The following is an 18,043-nucleotide window of genomic DNA, read 5'->3' as shown; positions in this document are numbered from 1 at the left end:
GTCAAGCGGAAATCGATCCCGCGATGCCAACGGAGTAGGCGAATGGCGGTTCGCCATTTTCCTCCAGCACGTAGAGGCAGCCATACGCCTCGATATCGGCCAGCGCCTTTGCCTCGTCGGCATCGGTGGCTTCTCTACTCGGCATCGATCTGGTTCTGCGGCGCGGCTTTCTGGAAGGCGGGTAGCGCCATGCAGGCGGTGTTGATGCGCGAAATCGTCGGATAGGGCATCATATCGACGCCAAAGCGGGCATTGCTGGTGACTTGCGCGGCAAGGCAGATGTCGGCCAGCCCCGGCGTGTCGCCGTGACAGAACGCGCCGGTTTCGGACGAAGCCGTCAGCAATTGCTCGAGCGGCGCAAAACCTTCATTGACCCAATGCCGGAACCAGTTGGCGACATCCTGGTCACCGGCGCCGAACAGCGTGCGCAGTGAGGTCAGCACCCGCAGATTGTTCACCGGGTGGATGTCGCAGGCGATGATCTGCGCCAGCATTCTCACCCGTGCCCGGCTGGGCGGGTCTTTCGGCAATAGCGGAGGTTCAGGTATGGTCTCGTCGAGAAATTCGATGATCGCCAGCGATTGCGTCAGGAGCATGCCGTCGCTCCAGATCAGCGCCGGCACCAGCCCCTGCGGATTGACCGCGAGATAGGCCGCCTCCAGATGCTCGCCGTGACGCAGGTGATGCGGGATGTAGTCATAGCCCACCCCCTTCATCTCCAGGGCGATCCGCACCCGATACGAGGTGGATGAGCGGAAGTAGTTGTGCAGGACAATGTCGCTCATGACTTCGGCTGGCCGATGGTCACTTCGATCGTGCCGATGCCGTCGACCCCGCCGGTCATCGTCTCACCCGGCCTGACCGCGCCGACGCCGGCCGGCGTGCCGGTGAAGATCAGGTCCCCGGCCTGCAATTCCACGCCTTCGCTGCAGATCGAGACGATATCGGCGATCGGCCAAATCAGCTCGGCGAGGTCCGCATCTTGTTTCACCGCGCCGTCGATGGCGAGCCAGATACGGCCCTTCGCCGGGTGCCCGGATTTCCGCGCGGCAACCAGCGGGCCGCAAGGCGCGGAACGGTCGAACGCCTTCGACCAGTCCCAGGGCCGCGCCGCCTTCTTGGCGGCATCCTGCAGATCGCGGCGGGTGAGGTCGATGCCGACGCCATAGCCCCAGACAAGGTCCAGCGCCTTGTCGCGGGAAATGCGAAAGCCCGATGTACCGATCGCCACCACGAGCTCGATCTCGAAGTGGAGATTTTCGGTCAGCGGTGGATAGGGGATATGAGTGCCGGAATCGACCACCGCGTCGGCCGGCTTGGTGAAGAAGAAAGGCGGATCGCGCTCGTCATTGCCGAATTCGCGCGCATGCGCCGCATAATTGCGGCCGACGCAGAAGATGCGCCGCACGGCAAAGCGTTCGCCGGAACCCGCAATGGCGACAGAAGGCGTTGGCGGGACGGGAAGGACAAAGGCGGTCATGGCGATCTCTGCGTATGATGGCGATACATTCGGCCGATTTCGGGGGTCGGGCAAGGCGTCGCTTTTCATAAAGCATGGGCTTTGCCGCGGCTGGATGAGGAATTCAGGCTTCCGATCATTTTTGCAGCGATGAATCCCGTCAACAGGCGATAGACTATTTGCCAATAATCCGGCCATGGTCAGGAGACTATGGTGTGCCCCGTAAACCGGAACGAGCCCTATGACCCCTCCCACCGATCGTGCCCGGTTTCTTATCATCGACGACCATCCGCTGTTTCGCGAGGCGCTGCACAGTGCCGTCCAAATGGCTTATCCCGAGGTCGACACGGTCGAAGCGCGATCGATCACCGAGGCGCTGGATCTGCTGGCCGATGCAAAGCCTTTCGACCTGGCGCTCCTCGACCTCAGCATGCCCGACGTGCACGGCTTCGACGGGCTGCTGCAGCTCAGGACCCGCTATCCGCGCCTGCCGGTGGTGATCGTGTCGGGCTATGAGGAGCCGAGGATCATCTCCGAGGCCTTGTCCTATGGCGCTGCCGGCTTCATTCCGAAATCAGCGCGCAAGAGCGATCTGGCCGCGGCAATCCGCTCGGTGATGGACGGCGCGATCTATGTGCCGGAAACCTATGAGGGCCTGCCGCAGGGCGCCGACAGTACCGATCGCGCCGACATGCTCCAGCGCCTCTCCAAGCTGACGCCGCAGCAATTGCGCGTGCTGCAGATGCTGCGCCAGGGCCTGCTCAACAAGCAGATCGCCTACGAGCTGCAGGTCGGCGAGACCACGGTGAAGGCGCATGTCTCCGAGATCCTGCGCAAGCTCAACGTCTACAGCCGCACGCAAGCGGTGATCGAGGTGTCGAAGCTGGATAATGCCGAGCTGTTTCGCGATCAGGCCGGTTTTTGAGCCATTAGTCCTCCGCTGGGGACTCTAAGCCAGCAAATGCGCCAGCAGCGCGCGCAGTTGCGCCGGCTTCAACGGCTTGCGCATCAGTTCGATGCCGCCGGCACGCGCTGCCTTGGCCACGGCTTCGGAACTGTCGGCGGTGACGATCAGCGCCGGCACGGCGCGGCCGAGATAGTCGCGAACCTCCGATATGGTGGCGGTGCCGAGGTCACCGCCGTCGAGATGCTGGTCGGCGATGATGATGTCGGGCACCCAGTCGGTATCGCCGAGCATGTCCAGCGCATCGTCGGTCGACGTCGCGGCCCGCACCAGGCATTGCCAGCGTTCGAGCAGGAAGGTCATGGCCTCCAGCACCTCGGCATCGTTCTCGACCAGCAGCACCTTGGTGCCGAACAGGCCGTAGCCGCGCGGTCGTTCCAGGCTGGCGGCGCTGGCGATGGCATCGGCCGGCGCGCCGAGGCCGACGGGGACATCGATGTGGAAGATGGTGCCGCGGCCAACCTTGGATGAAAACGTCACGGGGTGGCCGAGCGCGCCGGCCATGCGGCGCACGATGGCGAGCCCGAGCCCAAGCCCGCCGCCATCGAGTTCGGCGTTGGCCGGCGAGGTGCCGCGATGGAATTCCTCGAACACCGCTTCGCGCTGGTCCTCGGGAATGCCGCAGCCCGTGTCGGCGACATCGATGCGGATGGTGTCGCCGCGATGGCGTGTGCCGACGAGCACGCCACCCGAACGGGTATAGCCCAGCGCGTTGGAGAGGATGTTCTGCAGGATGCGGCGCAGCAAGGTCCTGTCCGAGCGGACCACCGCATTGACCGGCCGGAATTTCAGCGACAGCGCCTTCAACTCCGCCACCGGCTGGAAATCCGAGCGCAGCGACGAGAACAACGCCTCCAGGCTGACATCGCCGATGTCGGGCTGGACCACGCCGGCGTCAAGCTTGGAAATGTCGAGCAAGGTGCGCAGCAGGTCTTCCATCGTCTCCAGCGAGCGCTCGACCTGCCGAACCAGTTTTTTTCCCTCTTCGCTGGTCTGCACCTCGGCGAGCGCCGAGACGGAGAGGTGGGCGGCGTTCAGCGGCTGCAGCACGTCGTGGCTGGCGGCGGCGAGGAACCTTGTCTTGGACAGGTTCGCCAGCTCGGCACTCTCCTTGGCGGCGCTGAGGTCGATGTTCGACTGCTCCAGCCTGCGCAAGGTCGAATGCAGTTCCTCGGTGCGCGTGCGCACCCGGTTTTCCAGCGAGATCGCGGTCTGGAACAACGAAAAGGCGTTGCCTTGCTGGTCCATCGAGCGCTCGACGCGGCTGACCAGGGCGGCGTTGATCTTCTTCAGCCTGTCGAGATCGTTTATGTCCCTGAGCGGCATTTTGTGAGCCTATTCAGCCGCTTGCCGGTCACCGAAGGCGATGCCGGTGAAAGTCTGGTTCAGGTGCATCGACCGATATTGCTCGCCATAGGTGCCGAAGCCGATGACATTGTTGACCCTGTAGAGCTCCGAAATGTCGCGAAAGACCTGCCGGTTGCGCGCATCCAGCCGGCGCAGCACGCAGTCGAAGCCAAGAATCATATCGATACCGCCCAGCCTTTCCTTGACCTCGCGCAATGCCGCTCGTGTCGCTTCCACCATGTCCTCGGGCTGGGCGATCGACAGCACGACACCGTCGTCGATGGCGCAGAAGAACGACAGCGAGCCATCCGCGTGCATCTTCTGGATCGAGCGGCAGTAATATTCTCCGCCCACCTTCACCACCACGGGATGCGAGGCGAAGCTCAGCGGCGTCAGGGTCTGCGGGAGGATGCCGACGGAAGCGGCATATTCCTCCGCCGCATTGGTGGCGTTGAACTCCCGCACGATGCGATGATCCGGATCGGACGCGGTCACCACCAGCTTTTCGTCGGTGGGAACGAAGTTGTCGGTCTTGAAGACGTGGAACGGAATTTCCGTGGCGATCAGCACGATGATGGCGCTGTCCGAAGTGACGGCGCCGTTCGAGATCAGACGCGTCGTCTCGAATTTCAAATCGTCACCGGCCGAGCCGCCGAGCAGCGGTATGTCGTCAAGACCCCAGTGAATGGCCGAACTCACCGCTTCCTCGGCATAGGACAGCCCGTCGATGAAGCAGAGCGCGAAGGTGTTCCTGGTCTGCTCGCCGCCGGGCCGGGCGCGCAGGGTGCGCCGCAGGGCCTCGACCTCTTCGGTGATCCTGTCCATGCCCGATGTCGACAAATTGTCGACCATGGTGCTGACCGCCGTGAAGGACGCCGAGGGCAGCAGCATCGCCAGCATATGGCCTTCCTCGAGCCCCTGCGGCGTGATCTCGCCGGCGGTGGAGCAGCCGGCATGGTGGAGCCCCGGCGCGTACGTCGTGAGCGCCTGCGAGAGGGTGCTTGCCTCGACTAGGCTTTGGGAAAAGAACACGAGGGCAAAGCCGGCATCGATGGCAGCGGCCTCGGCGGCTACCGCGCGTGCGAAGACGTCCGGGTCGGGCTCGTCCGTGGTCAGCGCCGACAACCCGCATGCGTAGCGCGTCAGTGAACTGGTCAGCGGCGTTCTCCCGCATTTCCTCCGACGCCTTCTTGTGCGCGGCTTTTCAAGTGCTTGTGGCGCGCGGGCGACGAAGGCATTCTTGCCGCCAGGAGGCGTTTTGGCAATGGGGCCGGAAAAATGCACTTTGGTTCCTTGGCCATGGCCGAAAGTACAATAATCCGACTTTTCCCTCGTGTTGTTTTTTGTGCGTTGTGCGGTGTACGACTAACGCATGGCCGAAGTGCCAGCGGCGCGTCGGCAACCTGATGACCAAGGTTGACACCCGGGGAGGGGCTATGTCGGACGTTTCGTTGATGGTGAACGGCAAGCGGATCGGCGGTGCCGTCGAGGATCGAACGCTGCTCGTCCATTTCCTGCGGGAGAATCTCGGCCTGACCGGCACCCATGTCGGTTGCGACACCTCGCAGTGCGGAGCCTGCGTCGTGCATGTCGACGGCAAGGCGGTCAAGTCCTGCACCATGCTCGCGGTCCAGGCGTCCGGATCAACCGTGGTTACGATCGAAGGCCTCGCCGACGGCGCCGACCTGCATCCAGTGCAGGCGGCCTTCAAGGAACATCATGGTCTGCAATGCGGCTTCTGCACGCCAGGCATGATCATGGCCGCAATCGACATGATCAACCGTCATCCCGAAGGCCTCGACGAGGCCACGGTTCGTGCAGAACTCGAAGGCAATATCTGCCGCTGCACCGGCTACCACAACATCGTGAAGGCGATCCTCGCCGCATCGAAGACGATGTCGAATGGGTCCAAGGACAAGGCGAAACAGGCGGCGTGAGAGAAGAGCGGGTAGTGAGTAGTCAGTGGTCGGTCTGAACCGGCGGCTATGCTTACTGCTCACTGCTTCCTATTCACTTTTTCGGGAGGAATCTCTGCATGGGCATCGAAGGTGTTGGCGCTCGGGTCGCGCGCAAGGAAGACAAAAGGTTCATCACCGGCGCCGGCCGCTATGTCGACGACATGGTGGTGCCCGGCATGAAGCATGCAGCCTTCGTGCGCAGCCCGCACGCGCATGCGCAGATCAAGAAGATCGACGTGAAAACGGCTCAAGGCATGCCGGGCGTTATTGGCGTGCTGACCGGCAAGGAGCTCAAGGCCGATGGTATCGGCAACCTCATCTGCGGCTGGATGATTCATTCCAAGGACGGTTCGCCCATGAAGATGGGCGCATGGTCGCCGCTGGCCGTCGACAAGGTCCGTTATGTCGGCGATGCGGTCGTGGTGGTGGTGGCCGAAACCAAGGGCCAGGCACGCGATGCGGCCGAGGCGGTCGACATCACCTACAAGGAACTGAAGGCCGTCGTCGACGCGACCAAGGCGCTCGAAAAGGGCGCGCCGCAGGTCCATGCCGAGGCCGAGAACAACCTGATCTTCGACTGGGAGATCGGCGATGCCAAGGCGACCGATACCGCCATCAAGGCGGCGGCGCATGTCACCCGCATGAAGATCGTCAACAACCGGCTGGTGCCGAACGCGATGGAGCCGCGCGCGGCTCTTGGCCATTACGACAAGGCCGAGGATCATTACACCTGCTGGACGACATCGCAGAACCCGCATGTGGCGCGGCTGGTGATGAGCGCCTTCTACAACGTCGCACCCGAAAACAAGCTGCGCGTGATCGCGCCGGATGTCGGCGGCGGCTTCGGCTCCAAGATCTATATCTACCCGGAAGAGATCGTCTGCCTGTGGGCCTCGAAGAAGACCGGCGTGCCGGTCAAATGGGTCGCCGATCGCACCGAAAGCTTCCTCACCGACGCGCATGGCCGCGACCACGTCTCGACCGTGGAAATGGCTTTCGACAAGAACAACAGGATCACCGGGCTGAAGGTGGACACCATCGCCAATCTCGGCGCCTACATGTCGCTGTTCTCGTCCTGTGTGCCGACCTATCTCTACGCGACACTGCTGTCAGGGCAGTACGACATCCCGGCCATTCACGCCAATGTACGCACCGTCTACACCAACACGGCACCTGTCGATGCCTATCGCGGGGCAGGGCGGCCAGAAGCCACCTATCTTCTGGAGCGCACCATGGAAGCCGCTGCACGCGAACTCGGCGTGTCTCCGGCCGAGCTGCGGCGCCTGAACTTCATCACGACCTTCCCGCACCAGACACCGGTGATCATGAACTATGACGCCGGCGACTATGCGACCTCGCTCGACGCGGCCATGAAGACCGCCGATTATGCCGGCTTTGGCAAGCGCAAGGCGGACGCGGCCAAAAAGGGCAAGCTGCGCGGCATCGGCATGAGCTGTTACATCGAGGCCTGTGGCCTCGCCCCGTCGGCCGCGGTCGGCTCGCTTGGCGCCGGCGTCGGCCTGTGGGAATCGGCTGAGGTAAGGGTCAATGCCGTCGGCACCATCGAGGTGCTGACGGGGTCGCACAGCCATGGCCAGGGGCACGAGACGACCTTCGCGCAACTGGTCAACCAGCGTTTTGGGGTGCCGATCGATTCGGTGTCGATCGTCCACGGCGACACCGACAAGGTGCAGATGGGCATGGGCACTTACGGCTCGCGCTCGGGCGCGGTCGGCATGTCGGCGATCGCCAAGGCGCTCGACAAGGTCGAGGCCAAGGCCAAGAAGATCGCCGCGCACCTGCTCGAAGCCGACGAGGGCGACATCGTCATCGAGAATGGCGAAGTCAAGGTCGCCGGTACCGACAAGAGCCTGCCGTGGTTCCAAGTGGCTTTGGCCGCCTATACCGCGCACAATTTGCCGGCCGGCATGGAACCAGGACTGAAGGAAACGGCGTTCTACGATCCGGCGAACTTCACCTTCCCGGCGGGCTGCTACATCTGCGAGGTCGAGATCGATCCGGAAACCGGAACGACCGAGATCGTCCAGTTCGTGGCGGCGGACGATTTCGGCAACATCATCAATCCGATGATCGTCGAAGGCCAGGTGCATGGCGGCATCGCCCAGGGCGTTGGCCAGGCGCTGCTGGAAGGCGCTCACTACGACGCCAGCGGGCAGCTGCTGACGGCGAGCTACATGGACTATACCATGCCGCGTGCCGGCGACCTGCCGTCGTTCAAGGTCTCGACGTCGAACACGCCATGTCCGAGCAATCCGCTCGGCATCAAAGGCTGCGGCGAGGCCGGCGCCATCGGTTCGCCGCCGGCGGTGATCAATGCCATCACCGACGCCATCGGCATCGCCGATATCGCCATGCCGGCCACACCGTCGACCGTGTGGGCCGCGATCCGCGCCGCGAAATGAGTGAGTAGGGAGTAGTGAGTAGCGAATAGGGCACCGTGTCCAGCTCCGGCGGCGGCGTTCCCACTACTGACTACTGACTACTGACTGCTCACTGCTCACCACTGCCTGACCACTTAGGGGAGGATCCCATGTACGCAGTCAACTATCACCGTGCCGCCTCGGTCACTGAAGCCGCCAAGCTCGTGAAGAGCGGCGACGCCAAGCTGCTGTCGGGCGGCATGACCTTGATCCCCGCCATGAAGACGCGGCTGGCGGCCCCTTCCGACGTGGTCGACCTGTCACGCATCAAGGAGTTGCAGGGCGTCAAGGTGTCAGGCAAGACGGTCACGATCGGCGCCGCCGCCACGCATTTCGACGTCGCCAATGACGAGAAGCTGCGCAAGGCCTGCCCGGCGCTTGCCCATCTGGCGTCGCTGATCGGCGATCCGGCGGTACGCCACAAGGGCACGATCGGCGGTTCGATCGCCAACAACGATCCGGCGGCGGATTATCCGGCCGCACTTCTGGCGCTGGGCGCCACCATCATCACCAACAAGCGCGAAATATCGGCCGACAAGTTCTTCAAGGGGCTGTTCGAGACGGCCTTGAAGGATGGCGAGATCGTCACGGCGGTCTCCTTCACGGCGCCGGCAAAGGCTGCGTACGAAAAATTCCGCAACCCGGCCTCGCGCTACGCGATCGTCGGCGTGTTCGTGGCCAAGGGCAAGGATGGCGTCAGCGTTGCCGTCACCGGCGCCGGCGATGACGGCGTCTTCCGCTCGAAGGAGATCGAGGCGGCACTTGCCAAGAGCTTCGATGCCACTTCGCTCAATGGCGTGAAAGTGCCGGCGAAAAACCTGATGAGCGACATCCACGCTTCCGCCGACTACCGCGCCAACCTGATCGCGGTCATGGCCAAGCGCGCGGTGGCGGCAGCCAACGCCTGACGCAAGATCGATTGCGGACAAGGACAGGGGCTGTCACGGCCCTTTTTCGTTCCTGGCGCCTGTAGCTGCCCGGTTTCCGGCCGCCGCATCCCATGTTTGCTTGAAACGATTCTGACCCATGCCTGCCCGGGAATGCACCGGCACCAATCTCGCACTTGCACAAACTTATATTGCACTGCAGTATGGGGCGGGCGGAGAATGCGAGCCGGGTTCGGAATGCGTACAGCCGTGCCCTTTCGCATATAAATGCGAAAGGATCGGCATGTCCGAAATTTCCGCGACCCATTTGGTGCCGTCCCAAACGATCGTCGACCGATCGGCCAGGACAAGGCTGGCCTATCTCGACGGCTGGCGCGGTCTGTCGATCGCCCTGGTGCTGATTGGGCATTTTTTTCCCGTTCCCGGAATCAATCTGGGCGTGCTGGGCGTCGAATTCTTCTTCGTGCTCAGCGGCCGGCTGATGGCCGAAATCCTGTTCATCGAACGCTATCCGCTGAAGAAATTCTTCAAGCGCCGCTTCTCGCGCATCTATCCGGCGCTTCTGGTCTTTGTCGTCGTCGCCATGATCGCGCTCTCAGGCACGTTCATCGTCTTCAAATGGAAGGCGGCCCTGACGGCGCTGACATTCACCTACAACTATGCCGGAATTCTCCTGAACCGGGCCGGCGCACTCGACCACATCTGGTCGCTCTGTATCGAAGAGCATGCCTACATCATCCTGGCGGCGATCAGCGCAATCGTTGCCAGCCGCAGCCGTGTCGTCCCGCTGCTGCTGGTCCTGGCCTTGCTGGCCATGGCCAATGGCGCGGTTTCCTACTGGTTCCTGCACATGGATTATGAAGCCACGTACTGGCGCACCGATGTGCACATCGCCTCGATCCTGCTGTCGGCCGCGGTCTGTCTGCTCAAGGCCGACGGCAAGCTGCCGGCCTTGTTGAAGGGGCCCTATGTCGCCGTTGCGGCCACCGTTGGCGCGGTTTTCCTGTTCATGGATTCAGTACCGACACCGATCCACTACCTGGTCGCGGTGCCATTGCTGGCGACTGCTATCAATGCGCTGGATTTCAGCACGCGGTTCTTGTCCGGATGGCTGTCATCCCTGCCGATGACGACACTGGGTCTGTGGTCGTATTCGCTCTATCTGTGGCAGCAGCCCTTCTACAAATTCGTCTACGAGCAGGGCAGCAATCCATGGCCGATGCTGGCCGGGGTTTTCGCCTGCGCGCTCTGCAGCTACTACCTCATCGAGCGCCCAGCGCGCGAATGGCTCAACCGCAATTGGTGAATGAGCGCCGAGCGCCATCGGATCAGGCGGCGATCTGCCTGATATAATAGCGCACCGCCTTCTTGCCGCCATGGATCACCGCGTCGCCGACTTCGGCGAAGCCGAGAGCGGCGTGGAAGGCATCCGAGGCTGGGTTGGGCGGATCGGTGTTGACCTCGCAGGTGACCAGTGTGTGGCCGGCGCTCTCCGCCTGGTCGAACAGGTCCCGATAGAGCCGGCGAGCATGGCCGCGGCCTCTTGCGTGCGCCGCCACGACGACGCGGTCGACATAGATGAAGCGCTCGTAGCGCTCGCGGAACCAGACGAAGTTCGGACTGTCGTAGTTCGCATCCTGGTCGAAGGTCATGATGAAGGCTTCGAGATCGCCGATGCGGCGGGCATAGAAGGACTCGCCGAGCAGGAAGGACAGCCGTTCGGCTTCGAGCCACGACAATTCGGCGGCGTGCTCGTTGTTGAGCGCCAGTATGGCGGCTTCGTCGTCCTGCGCTATGCGGTCTATGGGAGAGGTCATGCCTTGGCCGCCGCGATTGTCGCCGCCACCAGCGGTGTGTCGGTCAGTGTGTTGCGATACTCGCGGTCGAGATCGGAGCCGCCCATGCCGACCTTCGGATTGCGGTAGCGCATGGCGCTCGGCACGTCCTTGAGGGCGGCGAAGTGCATTTCGGCCAGGCCGGTCCTTGCGCGCACCTCGGCAATGTTGCCGAGATCGAGCCCGCCGCAGCCGAGAATGATGATCCGGTCACCGGCCTGACGCACCAGCTCTTCCAGCAACGGCAAGCCCTCGATCGCCGTGTCGCGCTGGCCGCTGGTCAGCACGCGGCCGACCTTGCAGCGGATCAGCGCCTCCAGTGCCTCGGCCGGATCGCGCGTCATGTCGAAGGCGCGGTGGCAAGTGACGTTCAAGGGCCATGCGGCCTCGGTCAGTTCGCCCATGCGCTTCTCATCGATGGTGCCGTCGGCGTTCAGGCAGCCGAACACCACCCCGGGCACACCGAGCTCGCGGAGCGCGGTGACGTCGGCCAGCATCGAGCGGTATTCAGTCTCGCTGTAGAGAAAATCGCCGCCGCGCGGCCGCACCATGACGTGGAACGGGACGGTCGCCTGATCGAGCGCGGCGTGCACAGTGCCAAGGCTCGGCGTGATGCCGCCCTCGACCAGACTGGCGCAGAGTTCGATCCGGTCGGCGCCGGCGGCCTGCGCGGCGAGCAGGCCATCGATGCCTTCGACACAGATTTCGATCAGCGGCGGGCGAGTTTCCACGGGGCAATCCAGTTCATGATGTCGTGGAGAGGCCTAGCACCAGGACGGCTGACGCGAAAGCGTGAACCCTATGCCGCCATTTGGACCAGATGGCAGATTCCTTACTTGACAATCGCATAACCGCATGGTTATGAGTAATCTATAGCTGACGGGTTATTGATTGCGCGTGCGTGGCACGACGACAACAACGAGAGGAGCAAGGCGTGACGGAAACCAAATCGATTGTCGTCGAAAGGCTGGTTCCATATTCGGCGGAAAAGATATGGCGGGCACTGACCGTGCCAGCGCTCGTCGGCGAATGGCTCATGCAGAATGACTTCGCTGCGCAAGAGGGGCATCGCTTCACACTGCGTGCGACACCAGTTCCCGGATGGTCCGGCGTGACGAACTGCGTGGTGCTGAAAGTCGAGGCGCCGCGGTTGCTGGCCTACAGTTGGGGCGATGGGACGGAATCGGACAGCGGGTTGAAAACCGTGGTGACCTGGTCACTGACGCCCGAGGGTGTGGCGACCCGGGTGCGAATGGAGCAGTCGGGATTCCGACCGGCCGACGAGCGTGGCTATATCGGCATGGGAAGTGGCTGGCCGCGCATTCTCGAACGGCTCGAACAGGTTACCGCAACGCAGGCCTGATACGCGGCAGGCAGTCAACAGTTTTATCAAGTTCGAATCCTGGATGCGAGGCGTCCGGGCCGGGAAAACACGCCCGGAGAAACAATTCAAAAGGAGAAGGATCATGCAAGCAAGGATCAAGAACCCGGTGATGCTCATCCCCGGTTCGGCGCAGGCGCTGCTGGCGCTGGACAAGTCGACCGAGGCGGCCGACGTGCCCTATGTGACGCGCAAGCTCATTCATCTGCGCGCCAGCCAGATCAATAATTGCAGCGTCTGCGTCGACATGCATGCGCGCGAATTGAAGAAGGCCGGAGAAAAGGACGAGCGCATCTTTGCGCTGGCGGCCTGGCGGGAGACGCCGTATTTCACCGACGCCGAGCGCGCGGCATTGGCGCTGACAGAAGCCGGCACCAGGCTCGCCGACCGGCCGGACGCAGTGCCGGACGATGTCTGGGACGAAGTGGCCCGGCATTATGACGAGAAGGCGCTTGCCGCACTGGTCATCCAGATCGCCCTGATCAACGCCTTCAATAGGCTGAACGCAACGACCCGGCAGCCGGTTGGCGCCTGGGGCTAGGCGCCTGGTTCGAATGGTCCGCGAGGCGAGGGCGGGCGGGGCATTGCCTTCCCGCCCTCGGGCGCGGGCATAGTCTTGGTGGCTACTGGCGCAATTCCGTGTTCTTGGCGCCTTCCTCGACCTGATCGATCACCAGGAGCTTGACCGGCCCGTCACCAATATTGGTGGCCTGATGCCATTGGCCGATCATCTCGATGATGAAATCACCTGTCTTGTAGACGTTGCTGTTGCCGGTCTCGACGTTGGTGACCTTCAATGTTCCGGCCTCGACATAAGCGTAGCGCGGGAAGGGATGGCGATGGACCGGCAAGGTCGCGCCGGGCCTGATGTCATAGGTCGAGACCAGCACCTGCACGTTCTTCTGCGGCAGCGTGATCGGCTGACCTGATGCAGTGGTCGTGCGTGATGCGAGTGGCGTCACGACGACGGGGGTTCCGCTGCTGTCCAATGCCAGGGCACAATTTGCATAAAGTGCAGCCGCGGCCAGCAGTACCGCTATCAGGACTTTCCGCATGATTCCTCCACTGCCGCAGCATTGCTCGGGAGGCTTCCCATGCGCAAGCCTGCCGGTGAGACCGTCGGAATGGCTCGACCCATTGCCACCTGGCACCGAGTGGGAAAGCCATGCTGTCGCACGTCTCGGTGGTCGGCGGAAGGCACACCGCCGAACACACCTTACAGAGTCCGCGGTATTAAGCCGAACTTAGCAACTGGTTCTCATAGTCTCTCGACCTTCGCTGACGGAATCCCGATGAGCAGAATTGATATACTTGTTCCTGATGACAACGTGTGTTCGGTGCACATGCTTGTCGCCAAGCGGCTGGCCGAGAAAGGTCATGACGTTGCGCTGGTCGGCGTTGCGGCGCCCGGGGTACAATGGCCGCTTGGCTATATTCTGCGCCTTGAGCGCAAGGCAGTGCAGATTCGGGGCCATGACCTTCTTGAACCTGTCGAGGGCGTGGAACTGTCCCGGTCCCGGCCTGACGCTGAACTGCGTATCGATCTGACCGGCGTCATGCTGCCTATTGCCTCTCCCGGCCTTCGCCCGGGCTTCGCGGGCTCCGCGTCAATTGCCGAAGCAGCCCGGGTGTTGATGGCCGGCGGCCTTCCCGATATCGAAATCATTCTGGATGGTGAACGCATCGCGCGCGCGGCCCCCATGGTCGACAGCCGGCTTTCGATCCTTCGCGGGCTCAATGACATTCTGGCGCGCATGTGCACACTGCTGGTGGATACGACGGATCATTTCCTCAAGGGCCACAAGGCCCGATCCGAACCGACAGGGGGCGCGCGTCAGTGTCCAACCAATGGACAGCTGATCGGTACCTACCTTCTTTCAACCATACCCCGGCAAACAGCAGGGGCGGCCAGGCGCTTGGGGTTCCGCCTCAATCGTTGGCGGGTGAGCTACCGGTTTCACAATGGCCAGACCGTCGCGGCCACGGGTCTCCTGGCCGGAGAACCCTGGATCGATCTGCCCGATGATGGCGATCGTTTCTATGCTGATCCGTTTCCGTTCGAATGGCAGGGGCGATATTTCATATTCATTGAAGACTTTTGCCATGCCAGTACCAAAGCGGCGATTTCCGTGACCGAGGTCTTCCGGGACGGCGCTCCAACCGTGCCGCGTGTGGTGATCGAGGAACCCTATCATCTGTCCTATCCGCAAGTGTTCAGTCATGGCGGCCAGATCTGGATGCTTCCCGAGGGCGGTTCGGGTGGAGATCTGGTTCTATACCGGGCTGAGTCGTTCCCGGACCGGTGGGTTCGGCATTCGGTCCTGATTCCGGATCGCGAACTTTTCGATGCGACCTTGCTGGAGCATGGCGGCAAGCTTTGGCTGTTCGCGACCGAACGCGACGGCTACGGCAGCGCCTCGGACACCCTCGTGGTCTATTATGCGCAGGCCCTGGAGGGACCATGGTTCCCGCACCGGAGCAATCCGGTGAGAATCGATCGCGCCGCAGCCCGGCCCGGAGGCTGTTTTGTGCGTATGGGCGATCGCATCATATTGCCATTGCAGAACGGCACGGACAATTATGGCGGCGGGCTCGGACTTGCCGACCTTGTCGAGTTGGACGAGACGAAGGTGCGTTTGACCTTACCAGTGCCCATTCTTGCTTCGGCAAAGAGACCTTATCCGATGATCCATACTCTCAACAGCAGCGATCATCTTGAAGTCATCGACTGTCGAGCACCCGCGCCCAGGTCGGCGCTTCGAAGGGTTGTGTGACCTTTTGGATCCAATCCGGGTCCTCTGTGTCGTTCCGCGGGGCCTGAAAGGCCGTGGCGGCATCGAGACGCTGTTTTCTCACGTTGATGAACAGCTTCGTTCGACGGCCGGCAGTGCGATCGAGATGGATTTCCTGGCCTCGCGAGGCGACGCGTCCGGTGTCGGTTGGCTGGCACATTTCCCGTTCGCATTGATCCGCTATGGCTGGCTGCTGGCAACCCGCCCGTATGACATCATCCACCTCAACACCGCGACGAATGCATCGTCGTGGAGGAAATGGGTCATGCAGTCCATGGCGCGATTGGCCGGCGCGGCCACGGTCGTCCACTTTCATGGCTCGGCCTTTCCCAAGCCCGGAGATGCGCAACGCGGCTGGGTCCGTGTCTTGCGCCTTGTATTTGAGCGAGCCGACGCCATCATCGTGCTTGGCGATTACTGGCGAGACTTCGTCGCCCACTTTTATCACATGCCGCCGGATCGCTTCGACGTCGTGGCCAATGGCGTCGCCGACTTCGCTTTTGATGCACCGCAACCGCGCGAGGAGAATGCGCCCGTTCGACTGTTGTTTGCCGGGAACCTCACCGAGGCCAAAGGCGCCGGGGTATTGCTTCAGGCACTTGCGCTGCTGCCGAAGGATCTGCCGCAATGGCGCGCGACCTTCGCGGGTGCCGGCGATGTCGCCGCCTTCCGCGACCGCGCCATAAGTTCAGGGCTTTTCGGCCAGGTGGAATTCACCGGCTGGCTGGCGCTCGAGACGATCCTGCCGCTCTATCGGCAGGCCGATATCGTCGTCCTGCCGTCACGCAATGAGGTCTTGCCGGTTTGCCTGCTGGAGGGTGCGTGTGCGGGCGCAGCCCTGGTCGCGACATCGGTCGGCTCGGTGCCCGACGTATTGAGGGAAGGTCGGAACGGTCTAAGCGTGAAGCCGGACGATGCGGAAGAGCTTGCGCATGCCCTTGCGCAATTGATTGAAAACGGCGCGCGCCGCGAAGCGTTTCGAACCGCGTCGCGCGATATCTATAACGCGCGTTTCCGCCTCGAAACCATGATCGAAGGTCTTCAGGGAGCCTATCGGAAGGCGCTGGCGACCCGTCGCTGAGCGGCTTGCGGCTGTTCAGCATCGAGCGTCGGCCGGAACACCCGGAAGAACTGCTCCAGATTGGCAAGCGCCCACAGTATCTTCTCGTGATTGTGAGCGCCACCCAGGTGCTCGCTCATCAGTCGATCTATCTCGCGCGCATTGCAGACATTGCGCACCGTGGCGCTGTCACTCTGCAGCAGATCTCGAAGCTGATCCGACATGCCGGTACGGAACCATTGCTCGACAGGTACTCGGAAGCCGACCTTCTTGCGCTCCAGGATCTGGCGGGGAAGCAATTGCGCTGCAAGCGATCGCAGCACGCGCTTGCCCTTTGGCGCGCCGGTCAGGAAAGCATCGGGAAATTGGGCGACGAGTTCGGCCAGGCCGACATCCATGAATGGCATGCGCCCTTCGATCGACCCCGCCATCATCATGCGATCGCCGCGCTCGAGAAGATTGTCCGGCAGCCATGACGTCTGATCGAAATGAAGCATGCGTTTGAGCGGGCTGATTTCGCCATCCGTCGTGAACGGCAGCGGGTCGAGATCGCGCGATTGGGGCGGACCGGCATAGAGCGCTTCGGCTTGACCGCCGTCTGCTCCGCCGAACCAGGCCACCATACGGGCCTGTGCATCGCGAATGCCGGCGACGCCGGCCAAGATCTTCAGTCGCCGCGCCGCATAGGGCAGGGCGCGTGCGCCAGGACCCACAAGGGCTTCGTGCAAGCCGCCCGGCACCAGACTCTGGTACATGGAAACCCACGGCTCGGCGCGATGCTTGGGATAGCCTCCCAAGAGCTCGTCGGCGCCTTCGCCGGTAAGCACCATCTTGACGGTGCGGCTCGCCAGCCGTGACAAAAGCAGAACCGGCAGGTCCGACGGCTCGGATACCGGCGCGCCCCGCCGCAGCACCGCCTCCTCCCACACCGACGTGAACGCATCCATGTTCACGACGAGCTCACTGTGGCGGCTGCCGAAGGTGTCGGCGACTTGCCTGGCATAGGGCAATTCGGAGGAGCCGGGCACATCGAACCCTACTGAATAGGTCGCCACGGGCTTGCCCATGTGACGGCTCATCAGCGCAACGATCATCGAGGAATCGAGCCCGCCGGAAAGATATGCGCCGAACGGCGCATCCGAGCGCAATCTGAGCCGTACCGCCTCATCGAGCTTCTCGCCAAAAAGCTTCACCGCCTCGTCGAAGCTCTCGACGGTGGGCGACGTGCGCGAAAAAGGCGTCGTGAAATAGCGCTCCGCACGGATGTTGGCGCCATCGACCACCACGAAGGTTCCTGGCGGAACCTTGGAGATGCCGCGAAAGAAGGTGGCCGGTCCAGGGACATAGCGATAGCTGAGAAATTCCCGCAGCGAATCCTGATCCAGACGGTCGTCGACATCCGGAAAATGGCGCAGCGAATCGATTTCGGAGGCGAAGGCGTGGAAGCCGTCCCCGGAAGCCAGGAAGAGCGGTTTCTTGCCGAAAGGATCGCGCGCGGCATAGAGGCGGCCGGTTTCGCTGTCCCAAAGCAGAAAGGCAAACATGCCGTTGAGGCGCGGCAGGCAGTCGTCGCCCCAGGCGCGCCAGGCCTCGATCACGACTTCGGTGTCGCCTTGCGTGGCAAAGCGATGTCCGCGTTCCATGAGTTCGGCGCGCAATTCGATATAATTGTAGACCTCGCCATTGTAGACGATGACATATCGGCCGTCATGCGAATGCATCGGCTGCGGGCTGCCTTCGATATCAAGGATCGACAGCCGACGATGACCGAGTCCGGCCTGCCACTCGCCATCCGGGCTCCGCATGATCAATGTTCCGCGCCCGTCCGGACCGCGATGGGCCAGCCGATCCGTGGCCCCATCCAGCGTTTGGGCGAGAGGCAAGCGTGATCGGGCGTGGAACCCAAAAATTCCGCACAT

General features: G+C 62.6%; 18 protein-coding genes and 1 pseudogene. 10 read left to right on the top strand and 9 right to left on the bottom strand.

All coding sequences use genetic code 11. The features are described from left to right. Window position 1 precedes the first annotated feature (1 nt). The 3 genes from O7A60_RS11500 to O7A60_RS11490 are packed head-to-tail and all read right to left on the bottom strand — an operon-like array spanning window position 2 to window position 1,480. The gene (locus O7A60_RS11500; protein ID WP_337106351.1) at window positions 2-145 is read right to left on the bottom strand and encodes a hypothetical protein; all 144 of its coding nucleotides are present in this window, start codon (window positions 143-145) and stop codon (window positions 2-4) included. Continuing rightward, a complete protein-coding gene (gene maiA / locus O7A60_RS11495; protein ID WP_337106350.1) occupies window positions 135-785 on the bottom strand; it encodes a maleylacetoacetate isomerase in 651 nt (216 codons plus the stop codon). The genes O7A60_RS11500 and maiA overlap by 11 nt, the downstream gene beginning before the upstream one ends. Beyond that, window positions 782-1,480 (bottom strand): fumarylacetoacetate hydrolase family protein, encoded by a 699-nt coding sequence (locus O7A60_RS11490; RefSeq protein ID WP_337106349.1) that lies wholly within the window; start codon window positions 1,478-1,480, stop codon window positions 782-784. The genes maiA and O7A60_RS11490 overlap by 4 nt, the downstream gene beginning before the upstream one ends. A 220-nt stretch (window positions 1,481-1,700) precedes the next feature. On the opposite strand from O7A60_RS11490, the gene O7A60_RS11485 reads away from it, so the two are divergent. Then, a complete protein-coding gene (locus O7A60_RS11485) occupies window positions 1,701-2,384 on the top strand; it encodes a response regulator transcription factor (protein ID WP_337106348.1) in 684 nt (227 codons plus the stop codon). A gap of 24 nt (window positions 2,385-2,408) precedes the next feature. On the opposite strand, the gene O7A60_RS11480 is transcribed toward O7A60_RS11485, so the two are convergent. Both O7A60_RS11480 and O7A60_RS11475 read right to left on the bottom strand, forming a co-directional pair. Then, on the bottom strand, window positions 2,409-3,749 hold the full coding sequence (locus tag O7A60_RS11480; RefSeq protein WP_337106347.1) for a hybrid sensor histidine kinase/response regulator: 1,341 nt from the start codon (window positions 3,747-3,749) through the stop codon (window positions 2,409-2,411). Between the two features lie 9 nt (window positions 3,750-3,758). After that, window positions 3,759-4,895 (bottom strand): FIST signal transduction protein, encoded by a 1,137-nt coding sequence (locus O7A60_RS11475; protein ID WP_337106541.1) that lies wholly within the window; start codon window positions 4,893-4,895, stop codon window positions 3,759-3,761. Between the two features lie 311 nt (window positions 4,896-5,206). Between O7A60_RS11475 and O7A60_RS11470 the strand changes: the two genes are divergently transcribed. The 4 genes from O7A60_RS11470 (at window position 5,207) to O7A60_RS11455 (ending at window position 10,362) form a co-directional block, all read left to right on the top strand. Continuing rightward, entirely contained in the window at window positions 5,207-5,707 is a 501-nt protein-coding gene (locus O7A60_RS11470; RefSeq protein WP_027144037.1) for a (2Fe-2S)-binding protein, read from the top strand. Between the two features lie 98 nt (window positions 5,708-5,805). Beyond that, window positions 5,806-8,151: a xanthine dehydrogenase family protein molybdopterin-binding subunit gene (locus O7A60_RS11465; RefSeq protein ID WP_337106346.1), complete on the top strand. Its 2,346-nt coding sequence runs from the start codon at window positions 5,806-5,808 to the stop codon at window positions 8,149-8,151. 128 nt (window positions 8,152-8,279) lie between these two features. Next, entirely contained in the window at window positions 8,280-9,077 is a 798-nt protein-coding gene (locus tag O7A60_RS11460) for an FAD binding domain-containing protein (RefSeq protein ID WP_337106345.1), read from the top strand. Between the two features lie 262 nt (window positions 9,078-9,339). Next, the gene (locus O7A60_RS11455; protein ID WP_337106344.1) at window positions 9,340-10,362 is read left to right on the top strand and encodes an acyltransferase family protein; all 1,023 of its coding nucleotides are present in this window, start codon (window positions 9,340-9,342) and stop codon (window positions 10,360-10,362) included. A gap of 22 nt (window positions 10,363-10,384) precedes the next feature. Here O7A60_RS11455 and O7A60_RS11450 read toward each other — a convergent pair whose 3' ends face one another. Both O7A60_RS11450 and O7A60_RS11445 read right to left on the bottom strand, forming a co-directional pair. Further along, window positions 10,385-10,873 (bottom strand): GNAT family N-acetyltransferase, encoded by a 489-nt coding sequence (locus O7A60_RS11450; RefSeq protein WP_027144033.1) that lies wholly within the window; start codon window positions 10,871-10,873, stop codon window positions 10,385-10,387. Continuing rightward, window positions 10,870-11,622 carry a copper homeostasis protein CutC gene (locus tag O7A60_RS11445; protein WP_337106343.1) on the bottom strand — a complete coding sequence of 251 codons (753 nt, stop codon included), beginning with the start codon at window positions 11,620-11,622 and terminating at the stop codon, window positions 10,870-10,872. The genes O7A60_RS11450 and O7A60_RS11445 overlap by 4 nt, the downstream gene beginning before the upstream one ends. Before the next feature lie 203 nt (window positions 11,623-11,825). Here O7A60_RS11445 and O7A60_RS11440 point away from each other — a divergent pair, with 203 nt between their 5' ends. Then, window positions 11,826-12,254 carry an SRPBCC family protein gene (locus O7A60_RS11440; RefSeq protein ID WP_337106342.1) on the top strand — a complete coding sequence of 143 codons (429 nt, stop codon included), beginning with the start codon at window positions 11,826-11,828 and terminating at the stop codon, window positions 12,252-12,254. A gap of 103 nt (window positions 12,255-12,357) precedes the next feature. After that, window positions 12,358-12,813 carry a carboxymuconolactone decarboxylase family protein gene (locus O7A60_RS11435; RefSeq protein WP_337106341.1) on the top strand — a complete coding sequence of 152 codons (456 nt, stop codon included), beginning with the start codon at window positions 12,358-12,360 and terminating at the stop codon, window positions 12,811-12,813. Window positions 12,814-12,895: 82 nt separating this feature from the next. On the opposite strand, the gene O7A60_RS11430 is transcribed toward O7A60_RS11435, so the two are convergent. Continuing rightward, window positions 12,896-13,327 (bottom strand): cupin domain-containing protein, encoded by a 432-nt coding sequence (locus tag O7A60_RS11430; RefSeq protein ID WP_337106340.1) that lies wholly within the window; start codon window positions 13,325-13,327, stop codon window positions 12,896-12,898. A 237-nt stretch (window positions 13,328-13,564) separates the two neighbouring features. On the opposite strand from O7A60_RS11430, the gene O7A60_RS11425 reads away from it, so the two are divergent. The 3 genes and pseudogenes from O7A60_RS11425 to O7A60_RS11415 all read left to right on the top strand — a co-directional run bounded on the left by O7A60_RS11425 (window position 13,565) and on the right by O7A60_RS11415 (window position 16,145). Continuing rightward, window positions 13,565-15,046 (top strand): glucosamine inositolphosphorylceramide transferase family protein, encoded by a 1,482-nt coding sequence (locus O7A60_RS11425; RefSeq protein ID WP_337106339.1) that lies wholly within the window; start codon window positions 13,565-13,567, stop codon window positions 15,044-15,046. 124 nt (window positions 15,047-15,170) lie between these two features. After that, window positions 15,171-15,491 (top strand): annotated as a pseudogene (locus O7A60_RS31945) (glycosyltransferase); the annotation flags it as partial. A gap of 45 nt (window positions 15,492-15,536) precedes the next feature. Further along, entirely contained in the window at window positions 15,537-16,145 is a 609-nt protein-coding gene (locus O7A60_RS11415; RefSeq protein ID WP_337106337.1) for a glycosyltransferase family 4 protein, read from the top strand. On the opposite strand, the gene asnB is transcribed toward O7A60_RS11415, so the two are convergent. Further along, complete coding sequence (gene asnB, locus O7A60_RS11410) at window positions 16,115-18,043, bottom strand: asparagine synthase (glutamine-hydrolyzing) (protein WP_337106336.1); 1,929 nt, start codon at window positions 18,041-18,043, stop codon at window positions 16,115-16,117. The genes O7A60_RS11415 and asnB overlap by 31 nt on opposite strands.

Origin of the sequence: Mesorhizobium salmacidum (SeqCode), assembly GCF_037179605.1 — a bacterium.
Lineage (GTDB): Bacteria > Pseudomonadota > Alphaproteobacteria > Rhizobiales > Rhizobiaceae > Mesorhizobium > Mesorhizobium salmacidum.
This window is presented reverse-complemented; position numbering and strand designations above follow the sequence as displayed.

What these genes read in the sequence shown, in the direction of transcription:
- O7A60_RS11425 (WP_337106339.1), top strand. Translation starts at nt 13,565, where the DNA reads ATGAGCAGAATTGATATACTTGTTCCTGATGACAACGTGTGTTCGGTG.
- O7A60_RS11430 (WP_337106340.1), bottom strand. Translation starts at nt 13,327, where the DNA reads ATGCGGAAAGTCCTGATAGCGGTACTGCTGGCCGCGGCTGCACTTTAT.
- O7A60_RS11490 (WP_337106349.1), bottom strand. Translation starts at nt 1,480, where the DNA reads ATGACCGCCTTTGTCCTTCCCGTCCCGCCAACGCCTTCTGTCGCCATT.
- O7A60_RS11455 (WP_337106344.1), top strand. Translation starts at nt 9,340, where the DNA reads ATGTCCGAAATTTCCGCGACCCATTTGGTGCCGTCCCAAACGATCGTC.
- maiA (WP_337106350.1), bottom strand. Translation starts at nt 785, where the DNA reads ATGAGCGACATTGTCCTGCACAACTACTTCCGCTCATCCACCTCGTAT.
- O7A60_RS11480 (WP_337106347.1), bottom strand. Translation starts at nt 3,749, where the DNA reads ATGCCGCTCAGGGACATAAACGATCTCGACAGGCTGAAGAAGATCAAC.
- O7A60_RS11435 (WP_337106341.1), top strand. Translation starts at nt 12,358, where the DNA reads ATGCAAGCAAGGATCAAGAACCCGGTGATGCTCATCCCCGGTTCGGCG.
- O7A60_RS11465 (WP_337106346.1), top strand. Translation starts at nt 5,806, where the DNA reads ATGGGCATCGAAGGTGTTGGCGCTCGGGTCGCGCGCAAGGAAGACAAA.
- O7A60_RS11500 (WP_337106351.1), bottom strand. Translation starts at nt 145, where the DNA reads ATGCCGAGTAGAGAAGCCACCGATGCCGACGAGGCAAAGGCGCTGGCC.
- O7A60_RS11485 (WP_337106348.1), top strand. Translation starts at nt 1,701, where the DNA reads ATGACCCCTCCCACCGATCGTGCCCGGTTTCTTATCATCGACGACCAT.
- asnB (WP_337106336.1), bottom strand. Translation starts at nt 18,043, where the DNA reads ATGTGCGGAATTTTTGGGTTCCACGCCCGATCACGCTTGCCTCTCGCC.
- O7A60_RS11470 (WP_027144037.1), top strand. Translation starts at nt 5,207, where the DNA reads ATGTCGGACGTTTCGTTGATGGTGAACGGCAAGCGGATCGGCGGTGCC.
- O7A60_RS11460 (WP_337106345.1), top strand. Translation starts at nt 8,280, where the DNA reads ATGTACGCAGTCAACTATCACCGTGCCGCCTCGGTCACTGAAGCCGCC.
- O7A60_RS11450 (WP_027144033.1), bottom strand. Translation starts at nt 10,873, where the DNA reads ATGACCTCTCCCATAGACCGCATAGCGCAGGACGACGAAGCCGCCATA.